Source organism: Lottiidibacillus patelloidae (assembly GCF_002262935.1).
Lineage (GTDB): Bacteria > Bacillota > Bacilli > Bacillales > SA5d-4 > Lottiidibacillus > Lottiidibacillus patelloidae.
Map to the genome: position 1 here is coordinate 206,942 of NZ_NPIA01000006.1, position 22,962 is coordinate 229,903.

21 protein-coding genes are annotated in these 22,962 nt (G+C 36.3%); 20 read left to right on the top strand and 1 reads right to left on the bottom strand.

Going from position 1 to position 22,962, the window contains the following annotated elements:
* Positions 1-77: 77 nt before the first annotated feature.
* Both CIB95_RS12215 and CIB95_RS16625 read left to right on the top strand, forming a co-directional pair.
* Positions 78-1,271, top strand: a complete 1,194-nt coding sequence (locus tag CIB95_RS12215; protein ID WP_094925567.1) for a PDZ domain-containing protein — start codon at positions 78-80, stop codon at positions 1,269-1,271.
* A 37-nt stretch (positions 1,272-1,308) separates the two neighbouring features.
* Positions 1,309-1,530 carry a DUF2198 family protein gene (locus tag CIB95_RS16625; RefSeq protein WP_158217629.1) on the top strand — a complete coding sequence of 74 codons (222 nt, stop codon included), beginning with the start codon at positions 1,309-1,311 and terminating at the stop codon, positions 1,528-1,530.
* 365 nt (positions 1,531-1,895) lie between these two features.
* Here the strand turns inward: CIB95_RS16625 and CIB95_RS12225 are convergent, their stop codons facing one another.
* Positions 1,896-2,765 carry a sulfite exporter TauE/SafE family protein gene (locus CIB95_RS12225; RefSeq protein WP_158217630.1) on the bottom strand — a complete coding sequence of 290 codons (870 nt, stop codon included), beginning with the start codon at positions 2,763-2,765 and terminating at the stop codon, positions 1,896-1,898.
* 163 nt (positions 2,766-2,928) lie between these two features.
* Between CIB95_RS12225 and uvrB the strand changes: the two genes are divergently transcribed.
* The 18 genes from uvrB (at position 2,929) to trxB (ending at position 22,475) form a co-directional block, all read left to right on the top strand.
* Positions 2,929-4,905, top strand: coding sequence for an excinuclease ABC subunit UvrB (uvrB, locus tag CIB95_RS12230; RefSeq protein WP_094925573.1), 1,977 nt, complete (start codon positions 2,929-2,931; stop codon positions 4,903-4,905).
* 8 nt (positions 4,906-4,913) lie between these two features.
* Positions 4,914-7,778, top strand: a complete 2,865-nt coding sequence (uvrA, locus tag CIB95_RS12235; RefSeq protein ID WP_094925575.1) for an excinuclease ABC subunit UvrA — start codon at positions 4,914-4,916, stop codon at positions 7,776-7,778.
* 392 nt (positions 7,779-8,170) lie between these two features.
* Positions 8,171-9,214: a DUF4097 family beta strand repeat-containing protein gene (locus tag CIB95_RS12240; RefSeq protein WP_094925577.1), complete on the top strand. Its 1,044-nt coding sequence runs from the start codon at positions 8,171-8,173 to the stop codon at positions 9,212-9,214.
* A gap of 12 nt (positions 9,215-9,226) precedes the next feature.
* Positions 9,227-9,592 carry a phage holin family protein gene (locus CIB95_RS12245; protein ID WP_233144130.1) on the top strand — a complete coding sequence of 122 codons (366 nt, stop codon included), beginning with the start codon at positions 9,227-9,229 and terminating at the stop codon, positions 9,590-9,592.
* Positions 9,593-10,009: 417 nt separating this feature from the next.
* Entirely contained in the window at positions 10,010-10,204 is a 195-nt protein-coding gene (locus CIB95_RS12250; RefSeq protein WP_094925581.1) for a hypothetical protein, read from the top strand.
* A gap of 21 nt (positions 10,205-10,225) precedes the next feature.
* A complete protein-coding gene (locus tag CIB95_RS12255) occupies positions 10,226-10,927 on the top strand; it encodes a signal peptidase I (RefSeq protein ID WP_094925583.1) in 702 nt (233 codons plus the stop codon).
* Between the two features lie 68 nt (positions 10,928-10,995).
* Positions 10,996-11,508 carry a TasA family protein gene (locus CIB95_RS12260; RefSeq protein ID WP_094925585.1) on the top strand — a complete coding sequence of 171 codons (513 nt, stop codon included), beginning with the start codon at positions 10,996-10,998 and terminating at the stop codon, positions 11,506-11,508.
* A 72-nt stretch (positions 11,509-11,580) separates the two neighbouring features.
* Entirely contained in the window at positions 11,581-12,201 is a 621-nt protein-coding gene (locus CIB95_RS12265) for a M73 family metallopeptidase (protein WP_094925587.1), read from the top strand.
* Positions 12,202-12,233: 32 nt separating this feature from the next.
* Positions 12,234-13,148 (top strand): TasA family protein, encoded by a 915-nt coding sequence (locus CIB95_RS12270; RefSeq protein WP_158217631.1) that lies wholly within the window; start codon positions 12,234-12,236, stop codon positions 13,146-13,148.
* An 87-nt stretch (positions 13,149-13,235) separates the two neighbouring features.
* The gene (locus tag CIB95_RS12275; RefSeq protein ID WP_094925591.1) at positions 13,236-14,330 is read left to right on the top strand and encodes a TasA family protein; all 1,095 of its coding nucleotides are present in this window, start codon (positions 13,236-13,238) and stop codon (positions 14,328-14,330) included.
* Between the two features lie 114 nt (positions 14,331-14,444).
* Positions 14,445-15,698: a TasA family protein gene (locus CIB95_RS12280; protein WP_094925593.1), complete on the top strand. Its 1,254-nt coding sequence runs from the start codon at positions 14,445-14,447 to the stop codon at positions 15,696-15,698.
* Positions 15,699-15,863: 165 nt separating this feature from the next.
* The gene (gene hprK / locus CIB95_RS12285) at positions 15,864-16,787 is read left to right on the top strand and encodes an HPr(Ser) kinase/phosphatase (RefSeq protein WP_094925595.1); all 924 of its coding nucleotides are present in this window, start codon (positions 15,864-15,866) and stop codon (positions 16,785-16,787) included.
* A gap of 19 nt (positions 16,788-16,806) precedes the next feature.
* Positions 16,807-17,628, top strand: coding sequence for a prolipoprotein diacylglyceryl transferase (gene lgt, locus CIB95_RS12290; RefSeq protein WP_094925596.1), 822 nt, complete (start codon positions 16,807-16,809; stop codon positions 17,626-17,628).
* Between the two features lie 9 nt (positions 17,629-17,637).
* Complete coding sequence (locus CIB95_RS12295) at positions 17,638-18,579, top strand: nucleoside recognition domain-containing protein (RefSeq protein ID WP_094925619.1); 942 nt, start codon at positions 17,638-17,640, stop codon at positions 18,577-18,579.
* Positions 18,579-19,223, top strand: coding sequence for a pyrophosphatase PpaX (gene ppaX / locus CIB95_RS12300; RefSeq protein ID WP_094925598.1), 645 nt, complete (start codon positions 18,579-18,581; stop codon positions 19,221-19,223). Before CIB95_RS12295 ends, ppaX begins: the two co-directional genes overlap by 1 nt.
* Complete coding sequence (locus CIB95_RS12305; RefSeq protein WP_094925599.1) at positions 19,223-19,744, top strand: acyltransferase; 522 nt, start codon at positions 19,223-19,225, stop codon at positions 19,742-19,744. Before ppaX ends, CIB95_RS12305 begins: the two co-directional genes overlap by 1 nt.
* 110 nt (positions 19,745-19,854) lie before the next feature.
* A complete protein-coding gene (locus CIB95_RS12310) occupies positions 19,855-21,432 on the top strand; it encodes a tetratricopeptide repeat protein (protein WP_094925601.1) in 1,578 nt (525 codons plus the stop codon).
* 95 nt (positions 21,433-21,527) lie between these two features.
* On the top strand, positions 21,528-22,475 hold the full coding sequence (gene trxB, locus CIB95_RS12315) for a thioredoxin-disulfide reductase (RefSeq protein WP_094925602.1): 948 nt from the start codon (positions 21,528-21,530) through the stop codon (positions 22,473-22,475).
* The last annotated feature ends 487 nt before the right edge of the window (positions 22,476-22,962 follow it).

The following is a 22,962-nucleotide window of genomic DNA, read 5'->3' on the forward strand; positions in this document are numbered from 1 at the left end:
TATGGTCTAGTAAAAAAATAATAGTTATGTGGTAAAATAGTAGTAAATAGTCTGAAAGTCATAAAGTAGGTGAGAGCATGGAACTAGTAGCTGCGATAGCGAAAGCGATCGGATATGTGTTTATTAATCCAATTTTTTATCTTTTAGTAGTTGTATCCATTTATATGGGAATAAAACGAGTTAAAAAAGAACGAACGGAGTTTCAAACCCGTGTCTTTGATGTAGTTGAAGATCTGAAAACAGCATTCGGGTTTGGCATAATATTAAGTTTAGTATTTTCTGTTGTTGCATTATTTATCGGAATATCTTTTTCCTTCCAAGTGCTAGTCGTTTTAGCGGCAGTATACTTTGTCTTGTTATTGCCATGCAGACCTAGACTTTTATCACCTTCGCTCGTCTTAGGATTTGCGATTATGATGTTGATGATTCTACCACATGTTACAACTGGTATTAGTTTAATAGATAATATTTTTTCTTCGGTTCAAGCTAGAACATATGGACAACTTTTAGTATTACTCGCAATGTTACTAATTGCAGAAGCAATATTGATAATGAAAAGTGGTACAAAGAAAACGTCTCCTTTCCATTTACTAAGTAAACGTGGTAGGCTAATTGGTGCACATGAATCTAATAAACTATGGCTTTTTCCTTTAATCTTTTTCGTGCCGCAAAATAGTGGGATGTTCTCGCCAAATTGGTGGCCATCGTTAACAGTTGCAGGTGAAAGCTATACAATTATTATGTTTCCATTCATTATTGGCTTTTATCAATTAGTAAAAGGTAAATTACCTGAGCAAGCAATCTTTAACTCGGGCTTACGTGTGTTATTATTAGGTGTAGTTGTGTTAGTAGCAACAGCTATAAGTTATTATTATCCACTAATGATCCCAATTACTGTCGGTTTAGCGCTTGTATGCCGTGAAGGCCTTTACTTATATGAAAGATATGTAGACCAAAACAGGCCACATTTCTTTACTAACCGTAAAGAAGGTTTAATGGTATTAGGTGTGATTCCTCAATCTCCTGCTGCGAAAATGAATATTCGAGTTGGTGAGGCTATCCATAAAGTAAATGGGAGAAAGGTGACGAACGAAGATGACTTTTACGCAGCCTTGCAGATTAACTCAGCTTTCTGTAAATTAGAAGTATTGGACGACGCTGGTGAAATCCGTTTCGCTAATCGTGCACTTTTTGAAGGAGACCACCACGAATTAGGATTAATTTTTATTGATGAAAAATTCGAATTGAAATTAGAAGAAGTTGCTACATAAAAGGAGGGAGAATGAACTGGATACTTGGTTAATTGAATTGCTTTTTGCATTCGTTGCACCGTTCACTCTCGTCGCATTATTTACCCGAGTAACTTACAACAAATGGGTTGGCATACTTTTAGCATTAGGAATGATAATCTTTGTCTTGCGTGCCTTTGACAGAGATGTATATTTATTGCTAATAGGATTAGCTTCATTTTTTGTAGGGACAATTTATTCGTTTAAACTCGAGAAAAAATTTACGCGAAGATGGAAATAATAGTAATGGGGCTGGGATAGAAGTTTCATCCTCACATTAAAAAGCCGAGTCATTCAAATTGAATGATTTCGGCTTTTTATTATTCTTAAGGAATTATATAAATGCTTCGTCAAAATTCCTCGCTTTCCACTGGCACGTCCTCAGCCTCGTAAGAAAGCAAAGAACGCATTCTTGCGTGGTCTTCAGCTGTTGCTTTTCCCGCAGGAGTCTCGTTCCTTTCTCTCCAATCAACCAATGATATTTATATTTTATATTATGATTTAACAGAAGTTTTTCAGTGGCCTCGAGCTTTCCCGTAGAAGTCTCCGTATTTTGACTACGCAAAAAAATTCAATTTAAACACTCCGCAGTACCAATAAATCTTTTTAGTTTTCCTCAAGCATCTTTTTAGCTTTAAGAGTGCGAATTGTAAATAGTGCTAATAAATATGTAGTATAACTTGCCAAGATGACAAAACCAACGACTTCTAAATTAAACAGTTTAAGTAATAATGAGAACCATGTAACAGCATATAAAACACCGAGCATTTTCCGCATTTCTTGGTTAGCAAAATGTGATGTCGTTTTTGCTCCTAATTGGCCACCAATTAATGCACCGATAATTAAAAACAAACCTAATAATAAATCGATTTCTACATGCATGATGTACGAGGAAAAGCCTGCAGTAACAAATAAAAAGATACATACAGCACTAGTACCGACTGCTTGTTTTGCTGGAAAGTTAGCTAAGCTTACTAACAGTGGTACGATGATAAAGCCACCACCAACTCCTAAACTTGACGATAAAAATCCACCGACTAGACCAACAATGATTAGCAGGGGCATAGAAAAAGTATCCTCTTTATTCAGTCTGCCCTCATTCTTTTTCCCAGGACGAATCATCGAAATGGCAAAGTATAATAAGATGACGAGATAAAGTGTAGATAAAACAGTATCTCCTATACCAATCTTTTCAAAATACATGACAAGTGGTCTTGCTAATTGCGTTCCGACAATTCCGCTTAAGCCAATTGGAATGGCAGCTTTCCAAATGATGTTGTTTAATTTTAGGTGTCCCCAGACAGATGAGATCGATGTCCCGATAGAAAATAATAAACCAGTCGTAATTGCCTCAACTGGAGATATCCCAAGCAATAATAAGACTGGTGTAAGTAAAATACCTCCACCGAGACCGAAAAAACCACCTAGTACACCGATGGCAATTCCGATCGGTAAAAATAATAGTAAAGCCAGCAAATGAAAGCCTCTCTTCTTTAAATTGATATTCTAATGTTTAGTTTACAAGAAACGTAGAAAAAATGAAAATGTAATTCAAAATGAAGTACGAATGTTTGTTCGTTTATTATGTAGTTGTGATATAATTTTAATAATTAATACAGAGCGTAAAGGAGACATGTTCATGGAAAAGTTCGAGCTGAAATCGAACTACAAACCAGAAGGAGACCAACCTAGAGCAATACAAGAGCTTGTTGCTGGACTTAAAGCAGGTAAAGAACACCAAACTTTGCTAGGTGCAACGGGAACTGGTAAAACATTTACCATTTCAAATGTAATAAAAGAAGTAAATAAACCTACATTAGTTATTGCCCATAATAAAACATTAGCCGGACAATTATATAGTGAGTTTAAAGATTTTTTTCCGGATAATGCTGTTGAGTATTTTGTTAGTTATTATGATTACTATCAACCGGAAGCTTACGTACCATCGTCGGATACGTTTATTGAGAAAGATTCAAGTGTAAACGATGAAATTGATAAACTTCGACACTCAGCTACATCTGCGTTATTTGAAAGAAGAGATGTCATTGTTGTAGCAAGTGTATCTTGCATATACGGTTTAGGGTCACCAGAAGAATATCGTGAATTAGTTGTTTCACTAAGAGTTGGCATGGAAAAAGAACGAGACGAATTGTTACGAGATTTAGTTGATATACAATATACGAGAAATGATATTGAGTTTCAACGTGGAACGTTCCGTGTACGCGGCGATGTTGTCGAACTTTTCCCAGCATCACGAGATGAAAAATGTATTCGTATTGAATTTTTCGGTGATGAAATTGACCGAATTACGGAAGTTAATGCATTAACAGGAGAAGTTTATGGAGAGCGTCAACACATAGCTGTTTTCCCAGCATCTCACTTCGTAACCCGTGAAGAAAAGCTTAAATTGGCAATTAAAAATATAGAAGTAGAGCTTGAAGAACGCCTAAAGGAACTGCGAGATAATGATAAGTTACTCGAGGCCCAACGCTTGGAACAACGTACTCGCTATGATATTGAAATGATGCATGAAATGGGCTTCTGTTCCGGAATCGAAAACTATTCTCGTCATTTAACATTGCGGCCAGCAGGATCTACGCCATATACATTGCTCGATTTCTTTCCAGAAGATTTTTTAATGGTTGTTGATGAATCACACGTTACCGTGCCACAAGTACGTGCCATGTTTAATGGAGACCAAGCGAGAAAGCAAGTGTTAGTTGACCACGGCTTCCGCTTACCTTCTGCGCTTGATAATCGCCCATTGAGATTTGAGGAATTTGAAGAAAAAATTAATCAAATTGTATTTGTTTCCGCTACACCAGGACCATATGAACATGAGAAAACACCAGAAGTAGTTGAGCAAATTATTCGTCCAACTGGTTTGTTAGATCCATTAATCGATGTCCGACCACTTGAAGGTCAGATTGATGATTTAATCGATGAGATTCACGATCGTATTGAGAAGAATGAGCGAGTTTTAGTTACGACACTTACGAAAAAGATGAGTGAAGACTTAACGGACTATTTAAAAGAAATTGGAATAAAGGTTCAATATTTACACTCAGAAATTAAAACGCTCGAACGGATTGAGATTATTCGTGATTTACGACTTGGGAAGTATGATGTGCTCGTCGGCATTAACTTACTCCGAGAAGGGTTAGATATACCAGAAGTATCTCTCGTAGCTATACTAGACGCTGATAAGGAAGGCTTCCTTCGATCAGAACGTTCGTTAATTCAAACGATAGGACGTGCAGCTCGAAATGAGAATGGTCGAGTTATTATGTATGCTGACCGGATCACGAAGTCGATGGAAATTGCCATCGGTGAAACGACGAGACGACGCGAAGTACAAGAGGCGTATAATAAAAAGCACGGGATAACACCAAAAACAATTAAGAAAGAAGTTAGAGATGTTATTCAAGCGACAATGGCTGCAGAGGATGAGGCAGCATATTCAGCGGAAAAGAAACCGAAAAAGCTGACGAAAAAAGAACGAGAAAAAATGATTGTCAATATAGAAAAAGAAATGAAGGAAGCTGCTCGCGAGTTAAACTTCGAGAAAGCTGCGGAATTAAGAGATCTTTTATTAGAGTTGAAAGCGGAAGGGTGACATAGAGAATGGGAACAGAAAGCATAGTCATTAAAGGGGCGAGAGCGCATAATTTAAAGGATATTGATGTAACAATCCCTCGTGACCAATTAGTAGTTATTACCGGTTTATCTGGTTCTGGGAAATCTTCGTTAGCATTTGATACGATATATGCCGAAGGGCAGCGTCGTTATGTGGAATCATTATCAGCCTATGCACGTCAGTTTTTAGGGCAAATGGACAAGCCAGATGTTGACTCAATTGAAGGGCTATCTCCAGCAATTTCAATTGACCAAAAAACAACGAGTCGAAATCCTCGATCTACGGTAGGAACGGTTACGGAAATATATGATTATTTACGTTTGTTATATGCCCGTATTGGACGTCCAGTTTGTCCAAAGCATGGGATCGAAATTTCATCACAATCAATCGAGCAAATGGTTGATCGTATATTAAAATATCCTGAAAGAACGAAGCTTCAAGTATTAGCCCCGATTGTATCTGGGCGTAAAGGTGAACATACGAAAACGTTAGAGGACATGAAGAAGCAAGGTTACGTTCGAATTCGTGTGAATGGTGAAATGCGAGAAGTATCCGAAGAGATTACGTTAGAAAAAAATAAAAAGCATTCCATTGAAGTTGTCATTGACCGCATTGTTATAAAAGACGGAATTCGTTCAAGGTTATCTGACTCAGTTGAAACTGCTTTAAGACTTTCTGGAGGACAAGCGTTAATTGATGTGATTGGTGAGGAAGAGCTGATGTTTAGTGAGCTCCATGCTTGTCCGAAGTGTGGATTTTCAATCGGAGAGCTTGAACCACGAATGTTTTCATTTAATAGTCCTTTTGGTGCTTGTGGAACTTGTGACGGACTAGGTACTAACTTGGAAGTCGATGTTGATTTAGTGATTCCTGATAAATCAAAATCATTAAAGGATAATGCCATTGTTGCTTGGGAAGCGCAAAGTTCGACCTATTATCCGCAACTATTAGAAAGTGTTTGCAATCATTACGGTATTGATATGGATATTGCAGTTGATGATATTCCAGAACATTTATTGGAGCGCGTCCTCTATGGTAGTAAAGAAGATGAAATCTACTTCCGTTATGAAAATGACTTTGGCCAAGTACGTGAAAGTCACATTCAATTTGAAGGTGTAGTTCGCAACATCGAAAGAAGATATAAAGAGACAAGTAGTGACTATATTCGAGAGCAAATGGAAAAATACATGTCGCAAAATGCATGTCCGAAATGTAAAGGCTACCGTTTAAAGAAAGAAAGTTTAGCTGTGAAAATTAATGATAAACATATCGGTCAATTGACGGAGTTATCTGTTGCCGATGCGAAAAACGCATTCGATGGTCTGCAGTTAACGAAAAAAGAACAAACAATTGCTCGGATGATTTTGAGAGAAATTAGTGATCGTCTAGGCTTCTTAGTTAACGTCGGTTTAGACTATTTATCCTTAAGTCGTTCAGCAGGAACACTTTCAGGTGGGGAAGCTCAGCGTATACGATTAGCAACACAAATCGGCTCGAAGCTTACAGGTGTCCTTTACATTTTAGATGAGCCTTCCATTGGCTTGCATCAACGAGACAATGACCGCTTAGTGCAAACATTGCACAATATGCGTGAGCTCGGTAATACATTAATTGTTGTTGAACATGATGAAGATACGATGCTTGCTGCGGATACCATTATTGACATCGGTCCAGGTGCAGGTGCGCATGGCGGACAAATTATGGCACAAGGCACGCCACAAGAAATTATGGCAGATGAAAACTCGTTAACAGGTGAGTACTTATCAGGGAAAAAGTTTATCGCTTTACCAACGGAGCGTCGCGAGCCGGGTGAACGTATGATCAGTATCAAAGGTGCGCAGGAAAATAACCTAAAAAATATTGATGTCGATATTCCGTTAGGACTATTTGCTGCGGTAACGGGTGTATCTGGTTCAGGAAAAAGTACAATCGTTAACGAAATATTATATAAAGCAGTAGCACAAAAACTGAATCGAGCGAAAGCAAAACCAGGGAAGCATAAAGAAATAAAAGGAATAGAACATATTGATAAAGTAATTGATATCGATCAATCACCAATTGGAAGAACACCACGATCTAACCCGGCAACATATACGGGTGTGTTTGATGATATTCGTGATGTATTTGCACAAACAAATGAAGCGAAAATTCGTGGCTATAAAAAAGGTCGATTTAGCTTTAATGTCAAAGGTGGTCGATGTGAGTCTTGCCGCGGTGATGGAATCATTAAAATTGAGATGCACTTCTTACCAGATGTTTACGTACCTTGTGAAGTCTGTCATGGGAAAAGATACAACCGGGAAACGTTAGAAGTGAAATATAAGGATAAAAACATCTCTGATATTTTAGGGATGACAATTGAAGACGGGCTAGAGTTTTTCAAAAACATTCCAAAGATTAAACGTAAACTGCAAACTTTATACGATGTTGGCTTAAGTTATATGCGCTTAGGACAACCAGCAACAACGCTGTCTGGTGGAGAAGCACAACGTGTAAAATTAGCTTCTGAATTGCACCGTCGTTCAACTGGGCGTTCCTTGTATATTTTAGATGAGCCAACGACCGGACTTCACATCGATGATATTTCGCGTCTGTTAGTAGTCCTACAACGTTTAGTTGAAAATGGCGATACAGTATTAGTAATTGAGCATAACTTGGATGTAATCAAAACAGCTGACTATATTATTGATATCGGTCCAGAAGGTGGAGATAAAGGTGGTACTGTTGTCGCGACAGGAACACCTGAAGCGGTTGCGAAAAAGAAAAAATCGCATACTGGAAAATATTTAAAACCAATTTTAGAGCGTGATCGTGCCCGAATGGACACTCGTATTAAAGAGCTTACAACTTAATAGGAAATTAACTAAAGCATGTAAACCACACTATTGTTTACATGCTTTTTTTATAAAGGTAACTTAGCTTGCTAAAGTTTTCCATAACTCTGTATAAAAGATATAATGAAATGGGGGTGGATAGATGTGTTGGTAGAAAAAGAACATGTAACCTTTATCCATGGCTTAACAGGAAATAGCGGAGCTTTTTTAAACGTATGTTTAAAAGAAAATAATTTTTTCACTATATATCGTATGACCTAAAAGGGCATGGAGTAGAATCAGGAATAGAGACAGAGTATAATTTAGCTTTTAATTTGCGATTTTAGACGGTGTAAAACTCCTACTGGAGGATGAGTTTTATTTTACATGGTCGTAATATAATGAAACTATAAAAACTAGGAGGTCATAAAATGGAACAAGAAAAGAAAAAGATTCTTGAAGCTATTGCAAGTGGGCATTTAACTAGTGAAGAAGGGTTTCAAGCGTTACAAGCATTAGAAAGAAGTGAAAAAATCAATGCTACTGTCGAAAATGGAGAGTATAAGCAAGAGTCCCTAGTAGCAACGGTTGGTCGTGTATTAGAAAAGGCAGTGCAAAAACTTAAGGAAATTGATTTAGATTTCAATTTCGGTGAAGCAGTGCATGTTACAGAGGAACACACGGTGGAAAGAGAAATAAAAAACGTCAAAGTAAATGTATCGAACGGAAGTATTACTTTTCAACCTCGATCAGATCGAAAGGTCAAAATCTTCTGTGACGCTAGTGTTTACGGGGAAAAGGAAGAAAGTTCAGCGAGAAGCAAAGTTGCTGAAGCACTTCGTGTTGTTGAGGAAGACGGTAGTTTGCGAATCGCTTTAAAAAATAGGAAAATAAAAGCAAATATGACGATTGAATTACCAACTCATGTGTATGAGAGCCTTGAAGCACATACGTATAACGGAAAGATTGAAAATACGTCGTGTGATGTTGCAAACTTGAAGTTTAAAACAGTAAATGGAAGTATTTTCTTAAAGGGCATCAATGGTGAAAACATAGAGGCGGAAACAATTAATGGAAAAGTACAGGTTGACCGTTGTTTTGGAGATGTTTGTGAAGTAGAAACAATTAATGGGAAAATAGACATGCAAGGAAGTTACAATAAAACAGATTTACAGACAACTAGCGGGAAAATTACGTATCAGTTAAATGAACCATTAACAGGAGAACTTCGTTGTAAATCTGAAGCTGGGAAAATTTGCGTAACTTTACCGCGCGGGATGAACATTGAAGGCGAAGTTGAAACGATGTTTGGTGGTATGTCATGTAAATTAGATAAGATGGAAATAATTAAGGAAAAGAAAGAAGTTGTGAAAAAAGAGATTCACTTTACAACAAAAGATGTTACTGAACACCGCTTAACAATAGATGTAGAGACAACTGCTGGATCAATTGAAGTTGTCCATCCAAACAATTAAGTAAAGGTTGATATGATGAAATCATGGATAATAAATGTATTAATCACAACAGGTTTACTACTACTATTTGCAAATGTATTTACTTCTGTTGAAATTACTGGAATCGGGGCGGCACTTCTTGCAAGTGCGATTCTATCTGTTGTTAATGCCATTGTTAAACCAGTCATTGTTTTCTTTACATTACCTTTGACTATCGTAAGTTTAGGATTATTCTTGTTTATAATTAACGGCTTCATGTTGTATATAACAGATGTACTAATGGGTAGCTCCTTTCATATAGCTACTTTCGGAATGACGATCCTCTTATCAATATTACTTGCAATATTACATGTAGTGATTCGAAAAACAATTGCTAAACCTCTACTAAAAAAGAAATAAGTTTATTTAACGTTAAAGGGTGGCTAGTTAATAACTAGCTACTTTTTTTTTGCAAAAATATATTTTTCAAATAGTATTATCCTTCACTATCAAGCATTTCTATCTCTTATACTAATTGACTATTTCTTTTCATATCTTCCATATTTTATTGTCTTGTTCCTTAAAAATCTATTTACCGACAAAATATCTTGTGGTTTTATGTGAAAATTTTAGAAACTATTATTCCCTTAAAATACTTCAAGCTTGCGCAAAATAAAAGTGGTGATAAAAAGTAAGCCCTATGTATTAGAAAAAATAAATATTTTGTAATAGGCTTATATTTTTTTAAATAGTTGGAAATACATAGATAGTAACTACTTGGATTGAGATACAACGTGAATCATAGACAGACAGAAAGAATCATTGAGGAGGGGAACTATGGGAGTAAGAGTGACAAGAATTCAGCAACAAAATAGATTTAAAAGATTCATTGTTTTACAACTTCTAATCATGATGGCAATTGGTTTAATAATCTTTTATTCCAATTCTATTAACAACACAACAAGCGAATACAAAGATCAGGTTGAGAATAAAGGAAATGTCATTAAAGCAGCTGACAATTTTAATCAATAAAAAAAGATTGGGGTTACGGTGATGGAGAGACTTAGCAGGTCAAAAAAAGAAAGAAAATCGAAACAAAAATTACTAAAACGTATGTCAACATTTTTAGCACTTATATTAAATATTCTTAGCAATCTTTCAAAAATTTATAAAACATTAGCAAACCATAAAGCTTCAAGAATTATAAGTAAAACTATATCAATTACTCTACTAGCAGTATTAATCGTAGTTGTAGCAGCTGCATTATATATGAAAATATCTGGTTCACCGAAAATAGCGGGGCATCAATTTTTAATCGTTACATCTGGATCGATGGAACCAACATTACATACTGGCTCGGTTATTGCCATGAAGGATGTTGAAGATAAATCAGCATTGAAGCCTGGTGACATTATTACTTATAAGTCTTTAGATGATCCTAATCAGTTAGTGACTCACCGAATTTTAGAGGTTGAACCGATAAATGACGTCAGAGTGAAATATATCACACAAGGTGATAACAACGATAGCAAAGATTTAGCTCCAATTCCTGATATTAATGTTGTTGGAAAATATGCAGATATTCATATCCCGATCATAGGCTATATCTTCTCTTTTATTAATAGCAAAATGGGTGCAGTACTGTTCATGATTATTCCAGGGATTTTAATTATCGGTTGGCAGCTAATGAATATTTGGAAGTTAATTAGCAACTTAGAACAAAAACAAAAAGAGCAAACAGAGGCTAGTAAATAGAATGCTATTTTGGTTGTTAGTCTTCGAAGGAAGATTTTACAATATATAAAAATTTTAGGAGGAATAACATGTTAAAGAAAAAGTTAGGCATGGCTGTATTTTCAGCAATTTTTGGCGCAAGCTTAATTGGTGCAGGGACTAGTGCAATCTACACGTCAACTGCAACAAACGAAGGGAACACATTTGCTTCAGGTACGTTAGTAGTAGAACTTGATAAGGATAGCATGCAAGGTGAGTATTACTTCGATATTGATAATATGGCACCAGGTGATTCAGAAGAAGCAGTTATGACAGTAAGTAATACAGGTTCACTAGATTTACGTTTTGACGTTTCCCATATGTTCACTTCTGGCACACTGGGAGATGCATTAGATGTTACTTACTATGAAAAAGACGACAATGATAATTGGGTTGCAGTAACAGGACCGATTGAAATCCCAGCAACTGACCCAGACAGCAGTGTTGAAATCAAAGTGGTTGTAACATTACCTTTAGTTACTGGAGATGAGTATCAAGGTACTAGTGCAACGATGGAACTTAAAGTCGACGCAGTACAAACAAGAAATAACGATTTACCATAAACATCAACAAACATTACTGGGTGGCATAACTAAGGCCACCTATTTTTAAGGGGATGAAAGGAGATAAGTAGTATGTCTAAAGCAAAAAAACTAGCCATATTTTCATTTGTAGTCGTCCTTATGATAGCTGCAGCAGTTACTTCAGCGACATCTGCGCTTTATACTAGCTCTGCTAGCAATGATGGAAATAACTTTGAATCAGGCACTTTAGTAATCTCGCAACAAAGAAATAATGACACAGTTACGACTGCGCCAATGTTTTATGGCGATCCATCCATGGGAGTAAACGCCTATACAGAAACGGAAAGTGTTGGTGGAATTGCTCCGGGAGACAATATCATTAGAAGTTTAGTAGTTAAAAATGATGGCTCTCTTGATGCAAAAGTAACTAAACTTTTCGCTACAGTTACTAGTGGAGAGTCTAACCCTGGATACGCACATTTCATCAAGAAATTAAACGTTCGAATCATAAATACTGCAACAAATACGGTCCTTTATAATGGGCGAATTAACGCTTTATTAGAAGATGGTGGGTTCACTATTCCATCAGATAAAGTATTTAATATTTATTCTGGTGGAACAGCAACATTAAAGTATAGAGTTACATTGGCAAAAGGTGCCGGAAATCAAATACAAGGTCAAACATTTGTTTTTGATTTCTCAATCTTCGCCGAGCAACTAGCAAACAATTAATAAAAAATGAATACTAAGAAATGAGTGATTTTTTGATTAAGAAAAAAATAGTAATGTTATTCTCGTCATTTTTAGTCGGCTTAATGCTGATTGCTTCTGGAACAAGTGCGTTATTCACATCTCAAGATACGAATGCAAATCCATTTACTTCTGGAACTGTAATTTTAGAATTAAGTGGCTTTGATCAACAAACAAACCATTATTTTGATGTAGGAAATATGGCACCTGGAGATACGGAAGAAAGAGAAGTGACAGTAACAAATACAGGAACATTAAATATGAGATTTAATATTACTCATGAGTGGGATGTTGCTGGTGGGACTTTAGGGGATGCCCTAACAGTTTCTTATTTCAAGTATGATGGTCTTGATGGTAATAATAACGAAATTTGGACAGCAATTTCACAGCCTGAAAATGCTAACTTTGAACTGGCTAGCGGTGATTCACAATTAATTAAAGTAGAAGTTCACTTACCAATTGGTACTGGAAATGCATACCAAGGTGATACAGCTATACTTAACATTTTGGCATCTGGAGAACAAACAAAAAATAACCCACTTCAAACTACAATTACTTGGGGGGAAAACCCAATCACTTATCATGAGGGATATGTTGGTACTGGTTCATGGGAGCATTCTTTTGATGATGCATCAATGAACTTCTCAACCTTAAATGGTATTAGCTCTGTGGATTTTACTGGGTCAGGTTATGCACTGGGACATCATCATTATTATGGGAATCAAGCTTTCTCTATTCAAGTGTTTGACGTAGATGCAAACCAATGGGTGGATATTTGGTCTAATGGCACTATTTACGAACAGGTTTTAGATGAATTAGGAGTTGTCAATTTCCCATCAGTAATGAATATTAATGGTATTCGCTTTAATGGAGAAGTTGTTGGTTATGTTTGGCATGACATGAATCAACTTCAAATCTCTTTCCAGTAGATGTGAAGGAATTAGCTATAGGCCTTATTTTGGTCTATAGCTAAAATTTAATTTTAAGCCATATATAAAAATAGGGGTGGTAAGTTAATGTTGCAAAAAAGTTTAGTTTCTATTCTATCGACATTTTTAGTCGGCTTAATGCTGATTGCATCTGGAACAAGTGCATTATTCACATCTCAAGATACGAATGCAAGCCCTTTTACATCTGGTACAGTTACCATTTCCTTAGATAAGGATAGTACGCAAGGTGAGTATTATTTTGAAGTGACAAATATGGCGCCAGGTGATAAGGAAGAAAGAATGATGACGGTAACAAATGCAGGAACACTTGAATTAAGATTTGATCTAGCTCACGAATTTGATATAAATGCGGGGACGTTAGGTGAAAAATTAGAAGTTTCTTATTATAAACACGACGGTGTGGATGATAATGGTGATGATATTTGGACGCCAATTACGAACCCAAATAATGCCAATTTAGTGTTAGCAGCTGGAGCTTCTATTCCGATTAAAGTAGATGTCCATTTACCAATTGATACTGAAAATATCTATCAAGGTACAACGGCTGCCTTGAAAATTATGTTAAGTGCAGAGCAAACAAAGAATAATGGTACTGTTGTGTCGGGGCAAATAGACTATTTGAATGCAGGTCCAACGTATGATAACGACTGGAGAAGTCTACCATTTAATAATTGGCATGCGAGTCAGCGATATCAATTCATAGTTTATAAAGAGGAATTAGAAGCATTAGGCTTATCCCCAGGCGCATACTTAGAGAAAATAGCTTTTAAATCTGGATTTAGCTACCCTGACGCTAATGTAAATATTGGAGATTTTAGAATAAGGTTGAAAAACACAACCCTGACTGAACTGTCATACTGGCAAGAAGGGTTGACCTTAGTACATCATAGTGATATTCCAACGGGTAGTTGGGCAACCGATAGTTGGTATGATTTTGTGCTAAGTGAATTTGTCTGGGATGGAAACAATCTAATCATAGATATCTCTAAAAATAGCGATGCAATTGGTTGGTCTGAAGGAAGTATGTGGGGAACTGATGTAACAGGTGTTAATAGAGTTCTAGGCTATGGAACAGATTCTTTGAACCAATATCCTTTTACAAGTTCACCTGCAACACCTTCAAACTTCATCATCCATACTAAATTATTCGGAAGCAACTAAATATTAGAGAATAAGCTATAGCGCAAATATGGTCTATAGCTTATCTTCCATTTATTTGAATTACCTTTAATAGTAAAACACCCTCATACATATAGGAAGGAGGATGAGGTTGTTATGTTTAAAGAAAAAGTTGTTATAGCATTTTTGGCATTAACTTTCGGGATGGTCTTAACAATTGCTGGTACACAAGCGTTTTTAAAAGATAGTAAAAGTGTTAGTAATTCTTTGTCTACAGGAACACTTGAAGTTAATTTAGATAAAGAAAGTGATGGAACAACTGGCACGAATTATTTCATAAACCTTACTAATATAAAGCCAGGAGATAGTGGTAGTGAAATAATTAAAGTTACTAACAGTGGTACTTTAAAAGCTAGAGTAGACTTCAATCCTACGTTTTCAGGGTTACTTTTAAATGGCGGGGATCAAAGTGGTTCTAAAGGCCTGTCCTTTTTATATAAGAAGTCTGTTGATAATGGCGTAACATGGACACCTTTCATTCCAGGAGATACAAATTGGTTAATGGATACGAATGCAGAAATATGGGTGAAAGTAATCTATGATTTTCCAAAAGACTATGATGTTCCCGATCAATCATTCTATCAAGGGAAAGAAGTAGATTTAAATATCACTGTAAATGCGGAACAAGTAAAAAATAATCCGAAACCAAGTGATGCTCAACCTGAGCAAACTTTTATTCATGCTTTAAGCTTCGACGGAACAAATGATGAAATTGAGGTGCAAAGTGATGCGCTGAAACAATATCCATTAACATTAAGTGCTTGGGTGAAACCAGAACTTCGAAGTGACGGAACATCCTTCCCTAATAATGTTATTAGTAATGATAGACCAGGCCACCATGGAAATGGCTTTGGCGTAAATGTCTGGAACAGTGGATCTGAAATGAATATCGAATATGAAAACGGCTTTATCTTCATTGATCAAAACACTTTTTCGTTTGCCGCCGATACATGGTACCACGTTGCTGTCGTGTATGATGTTGTAGGTACGGAGTTACTGATAAAAGCGTATGTTGATGGCAACTTAATTTACACAAGTGATGCGTCTGATATTCAAGTACCTAGTATTCTTGATGCTAGCGACTTCATTGCAATTGGTAAGCATAATGATGATGCTAATTATTCGACGAAACGCTACTTTAAAGGTGCGATTCGCGATGTGAGAGTATGGAATATAGCGCAATCTGTAACTGAAGTACAAGTGGATATGGAAGCTATTTCAACGGGTAGTGAGCCTGGATTAGTTCACTATTGGCGCTTGGATGATGCAGGTGGTCGACTAATAAATGATATTGGAAGTTTAGGTATCCAAGGAAGTTTTGTAACTGACCCAGTTTGGTATGTAGAATAAGATAATGAATATTTTTAGCAAATGATCCTGGTTCATGCCAAGGGTCTTTTTTTTTGCGAATTTAAAAAAATGATATTACTGGAGCTTTGTTTAAACATTCGTCAATAATAGTAATAAATGCTACAATAATGGAAGATTTAACAAAATAATGGAGGGATACATCTGTTGAGTAATGTCCAAATGAAAGATATTATGGAAAAGTTTTACCTTGAACTAGTTGCAGGTAAAGATGGACTAGAGAGAGAAATAACAACAAGTGATATTTCAAGACCAGGGATTGAAATGGCAGGGTATTTCACACATTATGCTCCAGAGCGTATCCAATTGCTCGGTAGAACGGAATTATCATTTGTTAACGAGCTCCCATCTGAAGTTCGAATGGAACGTTTTAATCAACTTTGTCAAAAAGAAACACCTGGAATAATCCTGACAAGAGAAAATGAAGCTCCAAAAGAGTTAATACTAGCAGCTCAAGCAAGTGGAGTACCTATTTTTCGTTCGGCTTTAAAAACGACGAAGTTAAGTAGTCAATTAACAAACTACTTAGAAGGTATGATGGCACCATCGACGACAAAACACGGAGTATTGGTTGAGATTTACGGGATCGGTGTTTTAATTACGGGTGCTAGTGGTGTTGGTAAAAGTGAAACAGCACTTGAATTGGTGAAACGGGGTCATCGACTAATCGCAGATGATGCAGTTAATATTAGGCAGGAAGACTATGAAACATTAGTTGGCTCAGCTCCTGATATGATTCGCCACTTATTAGAAATTAGAGGATTAGGTATTATTAACGTTATGGCATTGTTTGGTGCTGGAGCAGTTAGAAGTCATAAGAAAATTTCCTTAGTCATTCATTTAGAAGCGTGGGAACCTCAAAAGCTTTATGACCGTTTAGGTATTGAGGATGAAAAGATCAAAATTATTGATACATATGTTACGAAAACAACAGTGCCAGTTCGACCAGGAAGAAACTTGGCTGTTATTACGGAAGTAGCAGCAATGAACTTCCGAATGAAGATGATGGGTGTTAATGCAGCCGAACAATTTTCAACAAGGTTAACTAGTGAAATAGAAAAAGATAAATAAGTAGAGAAGAGGGAGAACGATGAGAGACGGGATTGAACCATTAAGTAAGATAGCTTTTGAAATAGGTCCATTAACTGTTTATTGGTATGGAATCATTATCGGAACAGGAGCTCTATTAGGTTTATTATTAGCTACTAGAGAGGGCGATAGGCGAAAGTTACCTAAAGATACTTTTATTGATTTATTAATGATTGCAGCACCGATTGCGATACTTTGTGCGCGTCTATATTATGTAATTTTTAAATGGGACTTTTACGCTGAGAATCCTGGGAAAATCTTTGCGATTTGGGAAGGCGGATTAGCAATTCACGGCGCATTAATTGGCTCAGTTTTAACTGCGATAGTCTTTGCGAAAGTGAAAAAACTTTCATTTTGGAAACTAGCAGATATTGCAGCACCTAGTATTATTTTAGGCCAGGCAGTTGGACGTTGGGGAAATTTTATGAACCAAGAAGCTCATGGTGGTCCGTTAACACAAGAACAAGTTGATCTTTTTTATTCAATCTTACCTAACTTTATTATGGATCAAATGCATTCGAACGGAATTTGGTTTCACCCGACCTTTTTATATGAATCAGTATGGAACTTCCTTGGTTTAGCATTATTACTAATTCTTAGAAGAGTAAATTTACCTCGTGGTGAAATATTCTTAACATACGTCATTTGGTATTCATTCGGACGCTTTTACATTGAAGGTTTACGTACAGACAGTTTAATGCTGACAGAAAGCTTACGTGTCGCGCAAGCAATTTCTATTGGACTAATTATTTTAGCTGTTGCTTTAATCATCTACCGTCGCAAAAAAGGATACTCTAACAAGCGATATTTACACGAAGGGTAGATGGCGGAAATGAGTTCATTTAAAAAAGGTCTAAATGTCGGTTTACAGACGACTTGGACATTAGGAAAGGTCATTTTTCCGATAACCGTTTTAGTAACAATTTTAAGTCAAACTCCAGTATTACAATTGCTAATGAAAGCATTAACACCGATGATGAGTTGGATCGGTCTTCCGGGGGAAGCGGCAATTCCAATTGTATTAGGGAACTTCTTGAACTTATATGCAGGTATCGGCGCAATTTTAACGATGGAGTTATCTGTAAAAGAAGTATTTATTTTGGCTGTTATGCTTTCCTTTAGTCATAACTTAATAATTGAATCAACTGTTGCAACAAGAGTTGGTGTGAAGTTTTCCGTAATGGTAGCTGTACGCCTGTTTTTATCTTTCTTTTCAGCTTTTGTCATTAACCTCGTTTGGAAAGGTGGCAGTGAAATCGCAAGCTACGGCTTTATTACACCTACGGAGGAAGTTACAGGCTGGTTTAACATTACAATACTTGGATTGGAAAAAGCATTTCTCGGTACGCTGCAACTTGCATTAATTGTTATTCCATTAATGATTGCCATTCAATATATGAAAGATTGGCACTGGCTACAAACATTTTCAAAATGGATGGAACCCGTTACTAAGTTGTTAGGTATGGAAAAAAATACTGCGACGACACTAGCTGCAGGATTATTGTTTGGATTAGCTTATGGAGCAGGCGTTATGATTCAAGCTGTAAAGGAAGATGGCGTGGCCAAGAAAGATTTATATTTAGCCTTTATTTTTCTAGTCTCCTGTCATGCAGTAATAGAAGATACACTAATTTTTATTCCATTAGGCATTCCAGTTTGGCCGCTTCTTCTAGTGCGCTTAATAACAGCAATTATCTTGACGATTGTCATTGCGTTCATTTGGAAAAGATATGAAGGAAAAAGAAACATTGTCAAAGAAGAAGGAGCATCATAATGAAAATTGATACACTATTATTTGATTTAGATGGTACGTTAATTGATACGAATGATTTAATTATCTCTTCGTTTTTACATACGCTTGATAAATATAAGCCGAATGAATATAGCCGTGAAGATGTGCTGCAATTTATTGGGCCACCACTCTATGATAGTTTTGAGTCGGTCTTACCAGAAAAAGCAGAAGAAATGTGCCAAACATATCGGACGTTTAATTTAGCGAAACATGATGAACTTGTGACGGAATTTGAAGGGATTTATGAGTTAGTTGAACGATTACATAAAGAGGGCTATAAGCTTGGAATTGTTACGACAAAAGTTCGAGTTCCCGTGACAATGGGCTTAAAATTAACGAAGCTCGAACAGTTTTTTGATTGTGTTATTACACTTGATGATGTCGAACATCCGAAACCACATCCAGAACCGATTGAAAAGGCGCTTGCAGAATTAGGTTCCAAACCAGAGAAAACAATTATGGTCGGCGATAACTACCATGATATTGAAGCTGGTCAAAATGCTGGGACGAAAACAGCAGGTGTATCTTGGGCAGTTAAAGGAAAAGAATTTTTACAAAAGTATAACCCTGACTTCATGTTAGATCATCCGTCTGATTTACTCGATATTCTCGGAGTGAAAAAGTAGTGAGAAAAACTAAACGCTATAAAGTTGAAAATGCAAATTCTCTTTGGCAAATTTATAATACTGTCCCATTTTTGAAAGTATTTAAAAATTTTATTATTATTCAGATTGCACGATATACCCCATTATTAAGTATTAAAAATTGGCTTTACAGAACATTCTTACGTATGAAGGTCGGTAAGCAAACAGCATTTGCTTTAATGGTCATGCCAGATATTATGTTTCCCGAAAAAATAACTGTCGGTAGTAATTCCATTATTGGCTACAACACAACCATTTTAGCTCATGAATATTTAATAGAAGAATACCGTATAGGTGAAGTAGTAATTGGAAATAAAGTAATGGTTGGGGCAAATTCAACAATACTTCCTGGAGTGAGTATAGGAGATGGAGCCATTGTTTCTGCAGGAACGCTTGTCCACCGAGATGTACCAGCTGGAGCATTTGTTGGCGGTAATCCAATGAAAATTATATATACGAAAGAAGAAATGGAACAAAAGCAAAAAAATGAACCGCTTCAGTGAGGCGGTTTTTCCTATGTATGCCACTAATGCAACAATTTTACCATCACTATTCGTACGATTTTGTGCTATACTCTTCACTGGAACAATATTGAAAAAAACTCGGAGGTTCTATGGGGAAACGAGTCAATAAAAAGGTTGTTAATTTTATCCAAGATGGCAGTTACTTTTTTAAACGTGGTCAACGTGCCTATTATGAACAAGACTTATCTAAAGCGAAAAAAAACTTTGAGAGAGCAGTTCATTTTGATCCTAACCAAGCATCTTATCAGTGCCAATTAGCAGTGGTACTGGCTGACTTAGGAGAATTAAACCGTTCAATTGAATTATTACATTATATATTACGCGACCTCGATGCGAACATGGCGGAATGCTTCTATTTATTAGCAGCAAATTACGCTTATTTAGGTGACTTTCGTCAAGCGGAAGGATATGCGAAAAAATACTTGAAAACAAACCCTAATGGTGAGTATGAGCTTGAGCTACAAGATTTATTAGAAATGATATACGAAGAGCTCGGTACAGATGAACCTAACTGGGATGAAGAAGAATTAATTATGAAACAAGAAGCAGCGAATAGGCTAATTGAAAGTGGCCAATATTACGCAGCAATCGAAGATTTACAAAAACTGATTGCGGAACATCCAAACCATTGGCCAGCTTATAATCAAATGGCACTAGCCTATTTTTATAGTCATCAAATTGAAACAGCAATTGAAACGCTATTTAATGTGTTGGAACGCAATGAAGGTAATGTCCAAGCACTATGTCATTTAGCTGTCATTTACCATTATTCTGGTATGAAAACGACGAGTGAAGAAGTTGTAGAATTATTGAAAAATGTTCACCCTTTCCATGAAGAGCAACGCCATAAGTTAGGGATTACTTTCGCGATCTTAAAACAATATGATTTAGGTTATAAGTGGTTATATTCATTATATAAAGTTGGTTACGATGGAAATCCGATGTATTATTATTGGCTAACGGTATGTGCTGTTCAGCTTGGAAAAAAACAGGTGGCTGAAAAAGTATGGAAGCGCGCTTTTGAAGAGGAAGATGAGGATCGCTTAACTTCTTTACCTGATCCATTTTTATCACCAAAGGAAGCGGTTCTTTCAGAAGAAAAGTTGGAGAATTCTTCTTTTGATTTTTCTGAAGCATTATCTGTATTGGATAAGTTAAAAAACTCACCATCATTTAGGTCAGCTTTAGTTCATAAACTTTATAACGCTTCAATGAAAACAAAGTGCCGTATTTTGTTTACTATTTATAAATTAAGTGATCAAGAATCAGAGAAAGCACTTCTTACGTATGCAGCTAATAAAAAAGAACCGATGTTATGTCGTCAATTAGCAGAGTTATTTCACTTGAAGTTAACGAGCAACGGCGATCTTAATCACATTGATGTACATGTCGTACAAAGTTTTACTCTTTTAGAGAATTTAGAGCAATATAAAGAGCTTTCGTTAGAAGATGTATTTAACACGTGGTTTATTATTTTCTTAAATGTAAAAGTGAAGAATATAGAAGCATGGTCAAGTGCAGTCATATATTATTTGCGCAAAAAAACAAATATGAAAGTGACGCAAAGTGATATCGCCAAGCAATGCAATGTGTCTGTTTCAACACTGCGCAATCACTTTAAAAAATTAGAACATATCTTATCAATAGAAGAGAACACTAACGAATAGATCGCACTGTTTTGAGCATTTATTTTTACATTGCACTCGCAATTTGATTAGATATTAGTATAAGGAATTACAGTGAGTATTAAGGAGTGTTATTCATGAGTGAAGATAAAATTTATGATGTAATTATTGCTGGTGCTGGTCCTGCCGGGATGACAGCCGCTGTTTATACATCGCGTGCAAATTTAGATACATTGATGTTAGAACGAGGTATGCCTGGTGGGCAAATGGCAAATACAGAAGAAGTAGAAAACTATCCTGGCTATGATCATATTTTAGGGCCTGATCTTTCGACAAAAATGTTTGAGCATGCGAAAAAATTCGGTGCTGAGTATGCATACGGTGATATAAAAGAAATTATTGATGGTAAAGAATATAAAACTGTCATTGCAGGTGCAAAGGAATATAAAGCGCGTGCAGTTATCGTAACTACTGGTGCAGAATATAAAAAATTAGGCGCACCTGGTGAAAAAGAATTAAGTGGTCGCGGAGTATCATACTGTGCTGTATGTGACGGGGCTTTCTTTAAAGGGAAAGAGCTTGTAGTTGTTGGTGGAGGAGATTCGGCTGTTGAAGAAGGAGTTTATTTAACTCGCTTCGCATCTAAAGTAACTATCGTTCACCGTCGCGATGAGCTTCGTGCACAGAAAATACTTCAAGATCGTGCCTTTGATAACGAAAAAATTGACTTTATTTGGAACCATGAAGTAGAGCAAATTAATGGCGATAACGGTAAAGTTGGAAGTGTTACTTTAAAGAGTACGGAAGATGGAGAAACAAAAGAATTTAAAACGGATGGAGTCTTTATTTACATCGGTATGTTACCGTTAAATCAATCTGTCTTAAAATTAGGAATTACGAATGATGCAGGGTATATTGAGACGAACGAAAAGATGGAGACTCGTGTACCTGGTATTTTTGCGGCAGGAGATGTTCGTGAAAAATCTCTTCGTCAAATTGTAACTGCAACTGGTGATGGTAGTATTGCTGCACAAACAGCACAACATTACATTGAGGAATTAATGGAAGAATTAGCAGCTAAGTAATCGTAATTTTTCTTTAACTCCACTGTAACATTTGTGAAATAATTAAGAGGTATACTATAAATAGTAAATACCCCCCTTTAGGTTATATATATTTTGACACAGGCGTGCGCCGTCTGTGTCTTTTTTTGTTCTTAAAGCATTGTTAGTCATAAGAAAACTTCACACTTTTCATTTTGGTGCTGGACGAAAGCTTCAGCTTTTCTTATTTTGTCCAGCTGCGGCTCACAACGATTAGTAATCTTCACACTTCTTATTCGATTAGTAATCTTCACACTTCTTATTTACGATAAGTCAACATCGATCAGTGAAGTGGTGTCTAGAAAAGGCTCCTATCAACTTGAGAACTTCATTCTACTCACTTACGATAAGTCAACATCAAAACGCTACACTTTTTGTGTTTCCTTTATCTCATTCGTAGTATTCCAGTTCCATCGTTGATGAACAGTCGCCTTTCCTTTTCGATGTTTCCTTTATCTCAAACAAAGTG

What these genes read in the sequence shown, in the direction of transcription:
- CIB95_RS12250 (WP_094925581.1), top strand. Translation starts at nt 10,010, where the DNA reads ATGGGAGTAAGAGTGACAAGAATTCAGCAACAAAATAGATTTAAAAGA.
- lgt (WP_094925596.1), top strand. Translation starts at nt 16,807, where the DNA reads ATGAGAGACGGGATTGAACCATTAAGTAAGATAGCTTTTGAAATAGGT.
- CIB95_RS12310 (WP_094925601.1), top strand. Translation starts at nt 19,855, where the DNA reads ATGGGGAAACGAGTCAATAAAAAGGTTGTTAATTTTATCCAAGATGGC.
- CIB95_RS12280 (WP_094925593.1), top strand. Translation starts at nt 14,445, where the DNA reads ATGTTTAAAGAAAAAGTTGTTATAGCATTTTTGGCATTAACTTTCGGG.
- CIB95_RS12245 (WP_233144130.1), top strand. Translation starts at nt 9,227, where the DNA reads ATGATGAAATCATGGATAATAAATGTATTAATCACAACAGGTTTACTA.
- CIB95_RS12265 (WP_094925587.1), top strand. Translation starts at nt 11,581, where the DNA reads ATGTCTAAAGCAAAAAAACTAGCCATATTTTCATTTGTAGTCGTCCTT.
- CIB95_RS12255 (WP_094925583.1), top strand. Translation starts at nt 10,226, where the DNA reads ATGGAGAGACTTAGCAGGTCAAAAAAAGAAAGAAAATCGAAACAAAAA.
- uvrB (WP_094925573.1), top strand. Translation starts at nt 2,929, where the DNA reads ATGGAAAAGTTCGAGCTGAAATCGAACTACAAACCAGAAGGAGACCAA.
- CIB95_RS12295 (WP_094925619.1), top strand. Translation starts at nt 17,638, where the DNA reads ATGAGTTCATTTAAAAAAGGTCTAAATGTCGGTTTACAGACGACTTGG.
- CIB95_RS12215 (WP_094925567.1), top strand. Translation starts at nt 78, where the DNA reads ATGGAACTAGTAGCTGCGATAGCGAAAGCGATCGGATATGTGTTTATT.
- ppaX (WP_094925598.1), top strand. Translation starts at nt 18,579, where the DNA reads ATGAAAATTGATACACTATTATTTGATTTAGATGGTACGTTAATTGAT.
- CIB95_RS12240 (WP_094925577.1), top strand. Translation starts at nt 8,171, where the DNA reads ATGGAACAAGAAAAGAAAAAGATTCTTGAAGCTATTGCAAGTGGGCAT.
- CIB95_RS12275 (WP_094925591.1), top strand. Translation starts at nt 13,236, where the DNA reads ATGTTGCAAAAAAGTTTAGTTTCTATTCTATCGACATTTTTAGTCGGC.
- trxB (WP_094925602.1), top strand. Translation starts at nt 21,528, where the DNA reads ATGAGTGAAGATAAAATTTATGATGTAATTATTGCTGGTGCTGGTCCT.
- uvrA (WP_094925575.1), top strand. Translation starts at nt 4,914, where the DNA reads ATGGGAACAGAAAGCATAGTCATTAAAGGGGCGAGAGCGCATAATTTA.
- CIB95_RS12260 (WP_094925585.1), top strand. Translation starts at nt 10,996, where the DNA reads ATGTTAAAGAAAAAGTTAGGCATGGCTGTATTTTCAGCAATTTTTGGC.